Source organism: Pseudoalteromonas sp. S1609 (assembly GCF_005887255.1).
In the GTDB taxonomy this organism is placed as follows: domain Bacteria; phylum Pseudomonadota; class Gammaproteobacteria; order Enterobacterales; family Alteromonadaceae; genus Pseudoalteromonas.
Genome location: NZ_PNDJ01000043.1, coordinates 47,780 through 62,946 on the forward strand (window position 1 = coordinate 47,780; position 15,167 = coordinate 62,946).

The 15,167-nt window shown below is 39.0% G+C and carries 17 protein-coding genes; 12 read left to right on the forward strand and 5 right to left on the reverse strand.

Annotated features, from left to right (window positions below; all coding sequences use genetic code 11):
* Nucleotides 1-3 precede the first annotated feature (3 nt).
* The 4 genes from CWB76_RS11935 to CWB76_RS11950 all read left to right on the forward strand — a co-directional run bounded on the left by CWB76_RS11935 (nucleotide 4) and on the right by CWB76_RS11950 (nucleotide 6,147).
* Nucleotides 4-1,242, forward strand: coding sequence for a uracil-xanthine permease family protein (locus tag CWB76_RS11935; protein ID WP_010388985.1), 1,239 nt, complete (start codon nucleotides 4-6; stop codon nucleotides 1,240-1,242).
* Between the two features lie 148 nt (nucleotides 1,243-1,390).
* Nucleotides 1,391-3,130 (forward strand): HAD-IIB family hydrolase, encoded by a 1,740-nt coding sequence (locus tag CWB76_RS11940; RefSeq protein ID WP_138607855.1) that lies wholly within the window; start codon nucleotides 1,391-1,393, stop codon nucleotides 3,128-3,130.
* Nucleotides 3,123-4,343, forward strand: coding sequence for a glycosyltransferase family protein (locus tag CWB76_RS11945; protein ID WP_008115311.1), 1,221 nt, complete (start codon nucleotides 3,123-3,125; stop codon nucleotides 4,341-4,343). The genes CWB76_RS11940 and CWB76_RS11945 overlap by 8 nt, the downstream gene beginning before the upstream one ends.
* 25 nt (nucleotides 4,344-4,368) lie before the next feature.
* Nucleotides 4,369-6,147, forward strand: coding sequence for an alpha-amylase family glycosyl hydrolase (locus tag CWB76_RS11950; RefSeq protein WP_138607857.1), 1,779 nt, complete (start codon nucleotides 4,369-4,371; stop codon nucleotides 6,145-6,147).
* A 76-nt stretch (nucleotides 6,148-6,223) separates the two neighbouring features.
* On the opposite strand, the gene CWB76_RS11955 is transcribed toward CWB76_RS11950, so the two are convergent.
* Entirely contained in the window at nucleotides 6,224-7,303 is a 1,080-nt protein-coding gene (locus CWB76_RS11955; RefSeq protein WP_138607859.1) for an ABC transporter substrate-binding protein, read from the reverse strand.
* A gap of 132 nt (nucleotides 7,304-7,435) precedes the next feature.
* Here CWB76_RS11955 and CWB76_RS11960 point away from each other — a divergent pair, with 132 nt between their 5' ends.
* Together CWB76_RS11960 and CWB76_RS11965 are read left to right on the forward strand one after the other, a co-directional pair.
* On the forward strand, nucleotides 7,436-7,825 hold the full coding sequence (locus CWB76_RS11960; protein WP_138607861.1) for a cytochrome b562: 390 nt from the start codon (nucleotides 7,436-7,438) through the stop codon (nucleotides 7,823-7,825).
* A gap of 9 nt (nucleotides 7,826-7,834) precedes the next feature.
* Nucleotides 7,835-8,221, forward strand: a complete 387-nt coding sequence (locus CWB76_RS11965) for an OsmC family protein (protein ID WP_008463841.1) — start codon at nucleotides 7,835-7,837, stop codon at nucleotides 8,219-8,221.
* A gap of 46 nt (nucleotides 8,222-8,267) precedes the next feature.
* Here the strand turns inward: CWB76_RS11965 and ykgO are convergent, their stop codons facing one another.
* Both ykgO and CWB76_RS11975 read right to left on the reverse strand, forming a co-directional pair.
* Complete coding sequence (gene ykgO / locus CWB76_RS11970) at nucleotides 8,268-8,402, reverse strand: type B 50S ribosomal protein L36 (protein WP_004586489.1); 135 nt, start codon at nucleotides 8,400-8,402, stop codon at nucleotides 8,268-8,270.
* Nucleotides 8,399-8,665: a type B 50S ribosomal protein L31 gene (locus tag CWB76_RS11975; RefSeq protein ID WP_008463845.1), complete on the reverse strand. Its 267-nt coding sequence runs from the start codon at nucleotides 8,663-8,665 to the stop codon at nucleotides 8,399-8,401. Before CWB76_RS11975 ends, ykgO begins: the two co-directional genes overlap by 4 nt.
* A 232-nt stretch (nucleotides 8,666-8,897) precedes the next feature.
* Here CWB76_RS11975 and CWB76_RS11980 point away from each other — a divergent pair, with 232 nt between their 5' ends.
* Nucleotides 8,898-9,167 (forward strand): hypothetical protein, encoded by a 270-nt coding sequence (locus CWB76_RS11980; protein WP_138607863.1) that lies wholly within the window; start codon nucleotides 8,898-8,900, stop codon nucleotides 9,165-9,167.
* A gap of 131 nt (nucleotides 9,168-9,298) precedes the next feature.
* On the opposite strand, the gene CWB76_RS11985 is transcribed toward CWB76_RS11980, so the two are convergent.
* Nucleotides 9,299-10,339 carry a metal-dependent hydrolase gene (locus tag CWB76_RS11985; RefSeq protein WP_138607865.1) on the reverse strand — a complete coding sequence of 347 codons (1,041 nt, stop codon included), beginning with the start codon at nucleotides 10,337-10,339 and terminating at the stop codon, nucleotides 9,299-9,301.
* A gap of 113 nt (nucleotides 10,340-10,452) precedes the next feature.
* Nucleotides 10,453-11,340 carry a LysR family transcriptional regulator gene (locus CWB76_RS11990; protein WP_171039628.1) on the reverse strand — a complete coding sequence of 296 codons (888 nt, stop codon included), beginning with the start codon at nucleotides 11,338-11,340 and terminating at the stop codon, nucleotides 10,453-10,455.
* Nucleotides 11,341-11,455: 115 nt separating this feature from the next.
* Here CWB76_RS11990 and CWB76_RS11995 point away from each other — a divergent pair, with 115 nt between their 5' ends.
* The 5 genes from CWB76_RS11995 (at nucleotide 11,456) to CWB76_RS12015 (ending at nucleotide 15,098) form a co-directional block, all read left to right on the forward strand.
* Nucleotides 11,456-12,628 (forward strand): MFS transporter, encoded by a 1,173-nt coding sequence (locus CWB76_RS11995; RefSeq protein ID WP_010388973.1) that lies wholly within the window; start codon nucleotides 11,456-11,458, stop codon nucleotides 12,626-12,628.
* 148 nt (nucleotides 12,629-12,776) lie between these two features.
* Nucleotides 12,777-13,592 (forward strand): 2,5-didehydrogluconate reductase DkgB, encoded by an 816-nt coding sequence (dkgB, locus tag CWB76_RS12000; RefSeq protein ID WP_138607871.1) that lies wholly within the window; start codon nucleotides 12,777-12,779, stop codon nucleotides 13,590-13,592.
* A gap of 65 nt (nucleotides 13,593-13,657) precedes the next feature.
* Nucleotides 13,658-13,945, forward strand: coding sequence for a putative quinol monooxygenase (locus CWB76_RS12005; RefSeq protein ID WP_138607873.1), 288 nt, complete (start codon nucleotides 13,658-13,660; stop codon nucleotides 13,943-13,945).
* 398 nt (nucleotides 13,946-14,343) lie between these two features.
* Nucleotides 14,344-14,748, forward strand: coding sequence for a DUF6973 domain-containing protein (locus CWB76_RS12010; RefSeq protein ID WP_138607875.1), 405 nt, complete (start codon nucleotides 14,344-14,346; stop codon nucleotides 14,746-14,748).
* Nucleotides 14,745-15,098, forward strand: coding sequence for a hypothetical protein (locus CWB76_RS12015; protein WP_138607877.1), 354 nt, complete (start codon nucleotides 14,745-14,747; stop codon nucleotides 15,096-15,098). Before CWB76_RS12010 ends, CWB76_RS12015 begins: the two co-directional genes overlap by 4 nt.
* The last annotated feature ends 69 nt before the right edge of the window (nucleotides 15,099-15,167 follow it).

Consider the following 15,167-nt stretch of genomic DNA (forward strand, 5'->3'; position numbering starts at 1 on the left):
GCAGTGCAAAATAATTCTACATTTTCTATAAAAACCATTCTAACCGGTGCCCAAATGCTATTTGTTGCATTTGGTGCATTGGTACTAGTGCCTATTTTAACCGGCCTAGATCCTAGCGTAGCCTTGTTTACCGCTGGTTTAGGTACTTTGTTGTTTCAGTTTGTGACTAAAGGCCAAGTGCCTATTTTTTTAGCTTCGTCATTTGCGTTTATTGCACCCATTATTGCCTCAGTACAAATGTGGGGTATACCCGCCACTATGGGGGGGTTAATGGCGGCGGGCTTTACTTATATGCTATTAAGTTTATTGGTGAAGTTTAAAGGTACAAAAACCTTACATAAAATTTTGCCGCCAATTGTGGTAGGCCCAGTGATTATGGTAATTGGTCTAGCGCTTGCGCCTGCGGCGGTTAATATGGCCATGGGTAAAAGTGGCGATGGTGGCACACAAATTATTGCCTACGACAGCGCTATTATTATCTCTATGTTCTCATTGCTCGTTACTTTAGTGTTTGCCGTGTGGGGTAAAGGGGTATTTAAATTAATACCTATTTTAGCCGGTGTTGTTGCCGGCTACACGCTATCGTTATTTATGGGTATAGTGCAATTTGAAGCCGTAAGTAATGCACAGTGGTTGGCTGTGCCAAACTTTGTGTTACCAGAGTTTAAATGGCAAGCCATATTATTTATGGTGCCGGTGGCAATTGCGCCTGCTATTGAACACATTGGCGATATGATGGCAATTAGCCAAGTTACAAAAAAAGATTATTTGAAAAAACCAGGGCTACATCGCACTTTATTTGGTGATGGTTTAGCCACTTCTGCCGCATCCTTATTTGGCGGCCCACCTAATACCACTTACTCAGAGGTAACTGGTGCGGTAATGCTTACTAAAAACTTTAACCCTAAAGTAATGATGTGGACTGCCATTATCGCAATTTGCTTAGCATTTGTTGCTAAAATGGGCGCTAGTTTGCAAACCATTCCGGTGCCAGTAATGGGCGGAATAATGATTTTATTATTTGGCTCTATTGCGGTTATTGGTTTAAACACCTTAGTTAAGTCGGGCGATGACTTAAGTGAGCCGCGCAATTTAAGTATTGTGGCACTTATTTTAATTTGTGGTATTGGTGGTATGTACATAGGTAGTAGTGAGTTCAGCCTAGAAGGTGTGAGCTTATGTGCTATTTTAGGCATAGTATTAAACTTAGTATTACCCAAAGCACAGAGCGACCAGAGTTAAGTTTGCACTGTGGTTAAAAATATTGCACCAAAAAAGCGCATTTTAAATGCGCTTTTTTTTTAACCTACTAAAAAGTAACAATAAATAATATTGGTCTAGTAACTGCATTTCCTTAGTCATACCCTATAGTTGACTCAGGGATTGTTATATGGAGACCAAGAGTGTGGATATAAATGCTTTTTTAGTAAAACACCAACTGCCGTTGAAATATCAGTATATTAGCGAGCAGTATTTTTCTGCTATTGCGCAGGACATTCTAACCAGTAAAAAAACAGCCCCTATATTTGTCGCAATTAATGGCTGCCAAGGCTCAGGAAAAACCACACTTGGTGATTATTTAGTAACTTGGTTTAGCCAAAATACCCACCTAAACTGTGTTGCGCTTTCTATTGATGACTTTTATTTATCAACTCAAAAACGCCAACAGTTGGCGCAAGATGTGCATTGTTTATTCGCCACTAGAGGCGTTCCGGGTACACATGATGTTGCGCTGATGGATAACACCATTAGCCGTTTATTAAATGCAGAAGTAAATGTACCGCTGCCGCGTTTTGATAAGCAACAAGATGAACCCGTAGCAAAAAATAAATGGTTAACTAATAGTCAGCCGATCGATGTTGTTATTTTAGAAGGGTGGTGTGTAGCCAGTGAACCACAGCAGCCTTTTACTTTAGTTGAGCCTATTAACGAGCTAGAAAAATCATACGATCAACAAGGGTTATGGCGTCGCTGTATTAACAGCTGTTTAGCCAATGAATATAAAACCGTTTTTGATAAAATCGATTATACAATTATGCTCAAAGCCCCGAGTTTTAATGATGTGTTTGCGTGGCGACAAGAGCAAGAACACAAGTTAATTGCCAAGCAAGGGCAGGGCGCAGGCACCATGACTGATGAGCAGTTATTGTGGTTTATTTCTCATTTTGAACGCATCACGCGTGAAAACCTCAACACCCTTAGTGCTAAAGCAAATGCACTTATAGAGCTCGATAGTAATCGAGATGTAACTGCGATGGTGCTTACAAGCGATAGTATTGTACAACCTATCATTTTTACCGATTTAGATGGCACATTACTCAATCACAGAGATTACAACACCGATGCGGTAGATACCTTATTACAAGAGCTGCAATACAGCGGTGTACCTGTGGTATTTAATACCAGCAAAACATTTAGTGAAGTAGTGGCACTGCAACAAGCGCTTAATATTACACAGCCTTTCATTGTTGAAAATGGCTCGGCTGTTTATATTCCTAAAAATTATTTTAATCTCAGGCCAATTGGCTGCAGCGAATACCAAGGCTACTGGTGTTACTCGTTTGCTGCACCCATTAGCAATTTATGGACTGATTTAAAACGTTTAAAAAAAGACTACGGCGACCAATATAGTTTGTTTAGTGAGCTTACCAGTGAGCAGGTAATGAAAATGACAGGATTAAACCAGCTACAAGCAACGCAAGCACAAACCCGTCAATACTCAGATCCGCTCTACTGGCATGGCGATGAGCAGCGACTAAATGAATTCATCAATGCGATATCAGTATATGGCTACGAGGTTAAAGTAGGCGGGCGCTTTATTCACATTGGAAAAAATACCGATAAAAGCATGGCTCAGCAATGGTTAGTGCAGCAGTTTAATGCGCAGTTTACCAAAGCGCTGAGCATTATTGCGCTAGGGGATAGTGAAAACGATAAGCAAATGCTGGAAGAGGCTGATATCGCCATCATCATTACCAATCCAGAGAGTAAAAAGCCAGTTAAATTAACTTATAACAAAGCGCGTTATTCTCAATTGCCGGCACCGCTAGGCTGGGTTGAAGAAATTACAGCACTACCTTGTATTAACAGTATTTTACCCAGTTCTGAGGAGTATAGTTTACATGGCTGATTTTTATCAAAATGGCATTATTACAACACTACATAACATTGCCAATAGACCCGTAGACGATTTAGAAAAAGAGTTACTTGGCTTTAGTAAACAGCGACCAATGGGGCTTATATTGCCTTCATTATTTAGTGAGTTAGAAGGCCCTGCTTTACAAAATATTGTTAAAGAGCTGCAACAAGTACCGTATTTATCGCAAATAACTATAGGCTTGGACAGAGCCGACGAAAGCCAGTATCGCTATGCATTGAACTTTTTTAAATCGCTCGATCAAAACCATAAAGTCCTTTGGAACGATGGCCCCCGCTTGCAGGCGCTCGATAAAGAGCTTCAAGCCTTGGGTGTGGCGCCACGCGAGCTTGGTAAAGGGCGTAATGTGTGGTATTGCATGGGGTATAAACTCGCTACCGCTGAGGTTGAGTCAATAGCACTACATGATTGCGATATTTTAACTTATGACCGAGGCTTATTAGCGCGATTAATTTACCCAGTTGCACATCCTCGATTTAACTATGAGTTTTGTAAAGGCTTTTACCCACGTACTGCTAATGGAAAAATAAATGGCCGTGTCTCTCGGTTATTAGTTACTCCGTTATTGCGCTCGTTTAAAACCATTTTAGGCAGCCGTGATTACCTTGAGTATATGGACTCGTTTCGCTACCCATTAGCCGGTGAATTTTCATTTAGACGCGATGTATTAAACGATATTCGTATTCCTAGTGACTGGGGATTAGAAATTGGCGTATTAAGCGAGATGTATCGTAATTATTCTCATAACCGCTTGTGCCAAGTTGATATTGCCGATAACTACGATCATAAACACCAAGAATTATCGTTGGACGACCAAACTGCTGGCCTTTCTAAAATGTCGATTGATATAACCAAAGCACTATTTAGAAAGCTAGCGACCCAGGGGGTTACCTTTACCAGCGAAACCATTCGCTCATTAAAAGCGACTTATTACCGCATTGGTTTAGACTTTATTGAAACCTATCATAATGATGCGTTAATGAACGGCTTAACACTTGATATTCACCAAGAAGAAAAAGCGGTAGAAATGTTTGCGCAAAATATTATGAATGCTGGCCAACACTTTTTAGAAAACCCAATGGAAGCGCCATTTGTGCCAAGTTGGAACCGTGTAGCCTCGGCGATGCCCGATGTACTAGATCGATTAAAAGAAGCCGTTGAGCTTGATAACGAACAATACAGTTAAATTGGTATACTTAAACGAGGCGCCTGTGGACATAGTTAGGGAACAGTTTTTTCAACGAGTCGAACAACACTTACATACTATTTATCAAGGGGTTGAGTTGCCTATGCCGGTAGCTGAGTTGGCTGAAGAATTAATCACCTTGATATTGGGGAATAACTCACTTCGCGATCCTACGCCGCACACTAATCGCTGGGATGAACAAGATATTGTTTTAATTGCCTATGGCGATTCTATTATAAATCATGAAGATAGTGAGTTAGCAGTTGGAACTCCCCTAGAGGCGCCGTTAAAAACCTTGCACCGCTTTATAAAAGAGCAGTGCGATCATCAGCTTAATGCGCTGCACATTTTACCCTTTTATCCGTATAGCTCAGATGAAGGGTTTGCGGTAATGAACTATGCGCAAGTTAATGAAGCGCTGGGCGACTGGCAAGACATTAACGCGATTGCAAAAGATGTAAAGTTAATGGCGGATTTAGTGATTAATCATTGTTCTAGCCGGAGCCTTTGGTTTGAAAACTTTTTAACCGATACTCACCCAGGGAAAGACTACTTTAAAACAGCCAGTTTAACTGATGATTTAAGCCAAGTAGTGCGCCCACGAACCTCGCCATTATTACATACGGTAGCCACAGCAAGCGGTGATAAGCATGTATGGTGTACATTTAGTCATGATCAGGTGGATTTTAATTTTGAAAACCCTGAGGTTTTAAAAGAGTTTGTTGGCATTATTCGCCACTATTTAGATAACGGTATTCGCCTATTTCGCCTTGATGCTGTGGCCTTTTTATGGAAAAAACTCAACACCAGTTGTATAAACTTGCCACAAACTCATGAAGTGGTGCGTTTACTGCGAACGCTGATTGAGCATGCTGAGCCCAGTGTGGTGATTATTACCGAAACCAATATTCCTAATCAAGAAAACCTATCTTACTTTGGTAATGCCAACGAAGCCCATGCAATTTATAACTTTGCTTTGCCGCCGTTGTTATTGCACACTTTACTTAGCGGCGATAGTACCGCGCTCAAGCACTGGATGATGAGCATGCCGCCAGCGCAAAACGGTACCGCATATTTTAATTTTATAGCCTCTCATGATGGCATTGGTTTGAGGCCAATTGAAGGCTTATTACAACCGAGTGAAGTTGCTTCGTTAGTAAGCACGACCATGCAATTTGGGGGACGTGTTTCAATGCGCACCAGTCACGATGGCACGCATACACCTTACGAGCTAAATATTGCCTTATTTGATGCCCTACAAGGGACGCATAACGGCGCAGATAAATATGGCCTTGAGCGTTTCTTGTGTGCCCATTCCATTATGTTTGCAATGGAAGGAATACCGGGGATATATATTCACAGTTTACTTGGCACAACTAATGACTATGAACGTTTTGAAAATTCGCAGCATAATCGCGCAATTAACCGCCATCGCTGGCAAGAATCAAAATTATTAGCGGCGATTGAAGAAAAATATAGTCATCATCATCAGGTGTTCAAGGGAATAAAACAGTTATTAGCTGTGCGTAAAAGGCAAGCAGCATTCCATCCTAATGCCACACAATTTACTTTGCACTTAGGCGAGGGGTTATTTGGTTTTTGGCGACAAAGTATAGACCGCCAACAAAGCATTTTTTGTGTTTATAATATTAGCAGTCAGCCACAAAGCTTAACCTTAGCCGATTTAAACTTAATAAACACTCAGCAATGGGTTGAGCTAATTTCTAAAACAACACTCTATGACGCGCTACGAACCATGCAGTTAGCACCCTATCAAGCGCTTTGGTTATCTAATAGGGCATAGATAGCATTAATAAAATAGACAATATACATTCAGAGTTTTAAATAAAATAACTGCATTGTAAAGGGGCTTTACAGTGCTATTGCTCAAGCGCTAAAAGTAGATTTTCTATGGTAAATTCATACCAGTCAGCGCGTGTTTTACTAAACTGTATAAAGTTTATTTCTGCAAGGCCAGTAGTATTTATCGCCTTGTATAACGGGATATTTTCAGCGGTAAGCGGGTCAAAAATATCAGCTGTACGATGAAGCAAAGGACTAAGTTTTGGTTGAGTATGGTTGTCGAACAAATTAACTAGGGCATAAGCACCTAGTAACACATGACCTCCAATAGATACATCAAGTCCTGATTTATTACTTGGTGGAACCTCCCAGTTAATACCGCCCACAATAACCTGAGATTGCATGTTTAGCTGTTTTAATGCCCTTTTTGCGCCAAAAGCAATGGCATCATTCGCACACCAAATAATGTTAATTTCAGGGGCTTGCTGCATATACGCTAAGGTTTTTGTAAACCCTTCTTGTTCAGACCAATTGGCAACCTCTTTAGCGGTTAAGGTGACTTGCGGTGTTTGCGTTAAAAAATCCATTAACCCTTGTGTGCGCATAATAGAAGCAGGCGTTGCATAGTCGCCTAATAACGCCAATATATGTGCGCTAGTTGTTGTTTTATTGGTAAACTTTTTATAAAGCTGCTGCATCAATGATTTACCTGCAACGCGATTATTTGGGGTAATACTACCGACTATGTTAGTGCCATTTTCACGTAACATATCAAGTGACGCAGGTGAGGGGCGATTTAATAAAAAGTAAATCGGGACATGTTTACTGTCTATTTTAGAGAGGTACTTACTGGTAACATTTTTTTCGTTTACGAGGATAAGGTAATCGGGCTTATCATCTATAGCCTGCTGAATCAGCTCTTTCATTAAAATATGATTTCGATTTGCGTATTCTACCGTTAATGTAACATCTAAATCAGTGGCTGCATTTTGCATTATTTTAGAAACATCAAACCAAAAGTTTCCGGTTTTGTTTTGTGCATTTTCAGAGTCGGAAAAACCAGGATTAATAAATATGACTTCTAGGGCATAAGCACTATAACTACCCAACAGAAGGCAGGTAAATGTTAGCAGGCGGTATAATTTAAACAAGGACATACATTTCTCTATAAACTTTCTAAAGCTCAATTTATCCTTGCTAAAGTACTCCGTATGACATCTAGGCGTTATGCTATATAATACCTCAGTAAGTTTAGCATGTATGCAACAATTATTTTTTAGGGTGTATTAATGAAAGCAGTTTTGTTGTTAATGGTATTAATATTTAGTCAAACAGTTGCCGCAAATGAAATGAGCGACTTAGAAAAAACCATGAAAAACATTGGGCTTGCTTATAAACAAAGTGTTGAAGCAACCCAGTTAGCAGAATTTAATGGCGCTATTGATGAATTTATTAAATTGATAGAGCAAAGTAAGCAAGCCAAGTTTTATAAAGAAGCTGAAAAGTCGGTGCAAGGGTTAGATAAGGTACTTACTCAAGCCCAGTTAGCCAAAAAAGTAGCGAACGAGCAAGGGCTTGAGGCGGCAAAAAAACCACTCAAAGCAATTGATAATTTACGCAAAAAATATCACAAATTACATGAGCCTCCAGGCTTTTTTGAATTATTGTTTGGAAAATAAGGAATAGTAATGGAAATTTCGGTTTCAATGTTAGACGGTCAAAAATTAAGTGCTAAGTTTGGTGAGCATGAAGTTATAAGCGATCAAAGCATAAACGCTGGTGGTGATGCAGAACATCCAGAACCGTTTGACTATTTTTTAGTAAGCATGGTGTTGTGTGCTGGTTTCTATGCGCGTAAATTTTGTCAGCAAAGAGAGATCTCGACCGAAGGGATGACACTGACACAAAATAACGAAAATGTAGATGAAAACGGTAAGAAGCTTTTTTCAATCGAAATTGGCTTGCCAGAAGGTTTCCCAGCTAAATATAAAAAAGCACTGATTGCTGCGGTAAATACATGTACCGTGAAAAAGGTTATTCAAGCAGTGCCTGAGTTTTCTGTTGTAGTTAAATAGACCCTAATAATAATGCCGAGTATAAACTCGGCATTATTTTATCTTGCTACTTTTTCTTCATACCCTGCACGGCTTTAAATCTAGGGTTATCTTTACATATCACGAATACTCGCCCTTTGCGCTTTACAATTTGACAACCTGGTCGTTGTTTTGCACTTTTTAATGAACTTAAAACTTTCATTTGCTTTCCTTTTTAGCAGTAGAGAGGTTTTTAAACCGACGATTAAATTGCGCAACGCGTCCATCAGTAGCGAGCGTTTTTTGTTTGCCTGTATAAAATGGATGTGAGTCACTTGAGACATCAATAGGAACATAAGGGTATGTTTTACCCTCAATTTCTATGGTGCGATTGGTTTTAATGGTTGAACCAATAATAAAGTAAGAATCAGCTGCAGTATCATGAAAAGCAACCACATGGTAATCAGGGTGAATATTGGGCTTCATAAAATGCCTTTAGTGTTATGTGATAGTATATCATTTAATTTAACGTATTTATTTTCCCTTTGCAAATCATTTTAAATAGCCTTAAACGAAGTGTAATTGCTGTGTATTTGCACAAAACAGTCAAAAAATAAGCACTTAGATCAAAAGTACTGGCTATTAGTATTTAGGCTGCTATAACTAGACTCAGCGAACAAAATAATAAGAATTTAATAACGTTAATAGAGGTAGTTTTATGAGTGACGCTCAGGCACAACAAGACCAAATCGACCAAGGAGTCATGGATACTCTCAGAGAGCGTGACCACAGTATATTAGCTAAGCAAGTTGATTCGTTAGGGTGTTCTCATAACGACATCATTGAATTACTTGCTCATTATTTAGCATTAAGCGAACAAGAAGATGATGAATTATTTGATGACTGGTTTGACGCGCTTTCAAAAGAACAACACACCTTATTAAAAGTATTTGAAGTATATCGTGGTCAGTACGAGCACCAAAACTAATTCATTTGGTTGCAATAACTACGTTTTGAGGTGGCACAAATCTGCTTGAATGTAATTTAGTGTTAAAAAAAGTGTGTGTTTTTATTCCTAAGCAAAATAAAAATCACACTTTTTTAACACAAGACCCCTAACTATGGCAACGAGCAGTTATTTTTAGCTAATGGAGATGCCAGCGAGACTTCAGGTTGCCAAATTCGCTGCCAAATATTACCGGCATTACTAAAACTAGGGCGCTGAGAGAGTCGCTCAAAACTACCCACTTTAATACCGGTATCAGCTTGCTCACCTACCACAAAGTTAAATACATATTGGCATTCCATACCCATTCTTAAATCTGACAAAATCACGTTATCGGTTTGCTGGCGAATAGAATAAAACCCTTTTGTAAACCATTGTAGCCTTTGTATGCCCCATTGGTTGTCAATAGGCTTAATTAAAGACGGTGTTGTATTGTAGGCATTTAAGGTTACATCACTGGGCGAGTCAAACACGGAGGCATAACCCTCGTAGTAGTGACCGTCAGACATCACTACTACACGCCAAAGTAAAGTAGTGAGCGGGGCAGGCGTACTAATATAGCCGGTTGCGTCAATATCGCGATTGTTCAGTGCTGTTTTTACCTTGTCGTCAATATTGAGTTTAAACACAAAGGCAAGGCATAAATACGCTGTACTTAAGCAAAGTGTAATAGCATTGATTTTATAAGCTTTACTGGTACTTATTTTAGGAAATAAAGTAAAAGCTAAACCAATTAATAACGGTAAGGTGTAAAGGGGGTCAATAATAAACATGCTGGATACAGCAAAAGGGTACTCACTTAAGGGCCACATTAGCTGAGTACCATAAACGGTGAGTGAATCTAATAAAGCATGTGTTGATAAGCACAAAAAAACCAACCAAAACCAACGAACTCTATAAGCCTGTATGCCTGTGTGTATTTTTAATATTAGCCACACAATCAGCGGGCTAATCAATAAGTGTACAAATAAAGAATGGCTAAAACCACGGTGATAGGTAAACGCTTCTACACTGCCGCCATAGGGCAAAAATACATCGAGGTCGGGTAAAGTGCCTAAAATAGCGCCCCACGCTACGGCTTTTCTACCTACTTTATTGCCTAGTACCGCGTAGCCTACGGCACTGCCTAATGCGACTTGTGTTAAAGAATCCATACTACCTCATCCAAATAATGTAACTGCAGTGTTTATACTCAGCTTAATCTTAAAACCGTCAATAATGTAAATTATTTCATTAAGTTGCTCTTTAAAATCAATTTAAAAGCGATTTATAAACTTAGTCGCGGTTGTATAAAATCTAAAAATGCAACGATACGGGAAGAAACCGCCCCATTTTTGTAATAAACGCCATAAATAGATTCTCGATTATTTGGGCTACTTACGCTGTGAGGTAAAACTTCTATTAATCGTTTTTTGGCTAAATCTTCTGCAATCATAAATTGTGAGAGAAGTGCTATGCCTTGATCAGCAATACATAAATGCCTAATGGTTTCGCCGCTGCTAGCCCTTAAATCAAAGTGCAGTGATTGCTCATGCTTCAAGGGCCATTGATTAAGAGTATTGGGCTCACTGAAGCCAATTAGGTTATGGTTTTTAAGATCTGAAACTTGCTGTAATGGTGGCGCATTTTTTACATAATCAGCGCTTGCGACCAATTTTAATTTACTTTGGCCTAATTTTCGCGCGTGCAGGTTTGAATCTTTTAAGTCTCCAATGCGAATAGCTAAATCTGTTTTGCGCTCAAGTAAATCAATAATATTGTCGTGTGAGGTAATATCGAGCGTGATTTGCGGGTATTGTTTTTTAAACTCATTAACTAGTGGCGCTAGTTGATGTAAAACAAAAGGGCTTGCTGCATCTATACGCAAGTGCCCACTAGGTGCTTGCTTAAGTAGCTTTATTGTTTCTTCCCCGAAGAGCAGCGTGTTTAAAGCCTTACGCGCATATTCTATGTATATATGTCCTTCCTCGGTCAGTTCTAAGCGCCGAGTTGTTCTGTTTAGTAATGTGCAGTTTAGCCTACTTTCGAGGCGAGATAGCGCTCTTGAAACCTTAGCTACATTTAAATCAAGTAAACTAGCCGCACCGGAAAAGCTGCCACAATCAACAATGGTAATAAACATTTCTAGATCTTCAGTTTTAGCTTGAACAGGCATAAATTCACTTATTTATATTTGCAAAATAAACAAAAGTATTTTGCCATTTATGCTATTTATTGCAAGGGAGTTTTTACACACACTATGCATCTATTTTAAAAATGAGGATGTATTTATGCCATTGGCTTTATGGGCGCTTACCTTAAGCGCATTTGCAATTGGAACAACCGAGTTTGTTATAGTGGGTTTAGTGCCAACTATTGCAAACGATTTAGGCGTGAGCTTACCATCAGCAGGCTTATTAGTGAGCTTATATGCAGTTGGTGTAGCTATTGGCGCACCGGTACTCACTGCATTAACGGGGCGCTGGAACCGAAAAGTGGTACTTATAAGCCTTATGGGCTTATTTGTTATGGGTAATTTATTAGCTTGGCAAGCGCCGAGTTACGAAACACTAATACTGGCACGCATACTAACAGGCTTAGCTCACGGTGTATTTTTCTCTATTGGCTCAATGATAGCAACAAGCTTGGTAAGTAAAGACAAAGAGGCTAGCGCTATCGCAATTATGTTTACCGGCCTTACGGTAGCGCTTGTAACGGGTGTGCCATTAGGAACATGGATTGGCCAGCACTTTGGCTGGCGTGCAACGTTTTTAGTGGTTTCGGCATTAGGCTTAATTGCGCTAATTGGCAGCGCTATTTTAGTACCAAAAAACTTAAAACAGTCTATTCCGGCGACGTTTAAAGAGCAGCTACAGGTTATTGTTAAGCCGCGCTTATTGCTCGTTTATTTAATGACTATATTAGGCTACGGCGGTACGTTCACCGCGTTTACTTATTTAGCGCCTATATTAGAGCAGCAAACTGGCTTTGCACCATCCGCTATTGGTTTAATAATGCTGGTTTATGGTGTGTCGGTGGCTGTTGGTAATATATGGGGCGGAAAATTAGCCGACAAGCGAGGCCCAATTAGTGCACTGAGTATTATATTTAGCGCGTTAACAATTATTTTATTGGCTTTCACCTTTACTATGGAATCAAAAGTAGCCGCAGTGCTGACTATTTTAATATGGGGGGCATTTGCATTTGGTAATGTACCAGGATTGCAGCTTTATGTAGTAAAACAGGCAAAAAAGCACACTCCTAATGCGGTAGATGTCGCATCGGGGTTAAACATCGCGGCGTTTAATATTGGAATAGCCTTAGGCTCTGTTACAGGGGGGCTTGTAGTCGAGCATATGGAACTAAAAGATACCGCATGGATTGGGGCCGTTGTTTCATTACTGGCTTTAATAGTCACTCGATACAGTGGCAGGCTAGATAAACATAATGTTCAGGCTAAATAAAGCCGAACTCATATAGGTTAGTCTTGAAATAAAAATCAATGACCTCAGTATTCACATGAGGTCAAAATTTTAAATCAAAAAAGTAATAGGTGTATTTAGTAAACACGTCGTTTGAATTTTAAACCTATTATTAAACAAGGATAAAGCTATGACACAACGTGTAATTGAAATGCCAGATTTAGGTATGGGTACTTTTCGTTTAGAAGGTAAAACAGCTTATGAATCTGTAAAAATGGCGTTAGAAGTTGGATTTCGCCACATTGATACCGCGCAAATATATGGCAATGAAGAGCAAGTTGGCCAAGCAATTAAAGACAGCAATATTCCTCGTGAAGAATTATTTATAACCACCAAAGTATGGAATAATAAGCTCAACAAAGCTGACTTTGTTGACAGTGTTAAAACATCTTTAAAGAAGCTACAGCTTGATTATGTCGACTTATTGTTAATTCATTGGCCAGCACCGGTAAATAATGAACCCATGAGTGAATATTTAACCGAGCTGCTGTTAACAAAAAAGCTGGGGTTAACTAAACATATTGGTGTATCTAACTTCACCATTGCCAACTTAAATGAGGCAATGCAAACCTTAGATCCTCGCGAAATATTCACTAATCAAATTGAGGTACATCCATATTTAACCAACACTAAACTGCGCGCTTTTTGCGATCAACATAAAATTCATGTTACCGCCTATATGCCATTTGTTGTGGGTAAGGTATTAACAGATCAAACCATTATTGATATTGCTAACAAGCACGATGCAACGCCAGCGCAAGTGGTTATTGCATGGGAAAATGCCAATGGCATGACCACCATTCCATCATCGACCAAGCGTAAAAACTTAGAAGATAACTTTAACGACAAAGTTAAACTTGATGATGAAGACATAGAACGTATAGATGGCCTTGACTGTAACGACCGCCAAGCATCGCCAGACTTTGCACCGCTGTGGGATCAATAACCAAAGAGCTAAAGCTAAAACAGGTGCAGTAAAGCTGCACCTTTATTTTTAAACAAGGAACACCCATGTTAACGGTAATTGCCACACTATCGAGTGAAAATAGCGATGCAGAGCGCCTTTTAATTGAGCTAGAAAATTTACAACAGTCCTCTCGCCAAGAAGTAGGCTGCCTGCGTTACGAGCTTTCAGTTAAAAATGAGGCTGAGCAAACTATCTATTTAGTGAGTGAGCAATGGACGTCTAATGAGCATTTCGAAGCCCATAAAAACGCACCACACTTTAAAGCCTTTGGTGATGCAGTAGGTACATTTATTACCTCTACTAATATCGATGTGTACAAAACCATTGGTTAATTGCCACTAGGCTAATAGCAATGCTGGAGCTGTACTTACAGCTCTTTTTTAAATATCATTTCCAAATATTTTCTTAAAATATCATCCTTTTCAGCTGCCTCTTAAATCCAAAGCTGTTTCATAATAAAAACAATTTCATAATAGCAATTTTTAATAAGACACTGCTGTTTGCATAGCTACAGCTGGCTTGCCTGATATTACTGAATACACCCTTTTTATGTAACTTTACACCGCCATAAGCAGGTTCAAAGCTAACTAATTGTTTACAAATGTTTTTTAATGATTAATATAAACACAAAGGAATATAGGGACATTTGACGGTTTATAAAACGACAATTTAGCTAGATTAGATTGTTGAGTTTTTTGACTCTATTGTAATCAACTAAAAGGAATTAAAAATGGCAAGTTCACTCTATGATAAATACGACCATCTTACTGATGATGAGAAGTCTTATATCAAAACACATCCTCATCATGTAACTGCGATTATGAAGTCCCGTGATATAGCGTACTCAGAGACTACCAAGCGTTTTGGGCATAATGGACGAAATGATAAAAGTGATGCCTTTAGACATTGCTTTTGGTCAGCGACTCTATCACGAGATATCGGTTATAAGAATGCTTTAGAATTCACTAATGCTCATGAAAGTAGCCCTTTAAATATAGCTGAAGAGAAGACTATGGATCTTCATAATAATAGTGTCGGTCTGAGGATTGGTATTTCAAACTCAGATAATACTAAATTATCCAAAATGTGTAATGATGCGTTGAGCGCTGGAAAATTAAAAGTGATTAAAAAATGAAATACATTTTAATAGCTTTTTCTTTGGTTCTCTTTGCATGCTCTGAACCAACAAAGGATTCCAGTTTAATTGAAATATCATTCAATCGGGCTATGTGGCAAAATAACATATCGAATCGAAGGGCAATGTTAAACGACTTTTTAGCTAAATATGATGTACAAAAGCAAAATCGTTCTAGTATTAAAAAGCTCCTAGGTGAGCCAGATGGCTATTACTTATATGACGAGTTTCCCGCATATAGGCTTAAAGAAAAAGGAGATTGCGTTGTTGCTTTTCCAATTGATAGAAAAACTGGAAAAGTAAAAAGAGCTCTGATTGAGCCAGAAAATTGCCTAATACAAGGTAATTAGCCAAGCACTTAAACATTAAAGGTATAATTGGCTCGAGATCTGTTAGTTTAGGCTGACTTTATTTTGCGC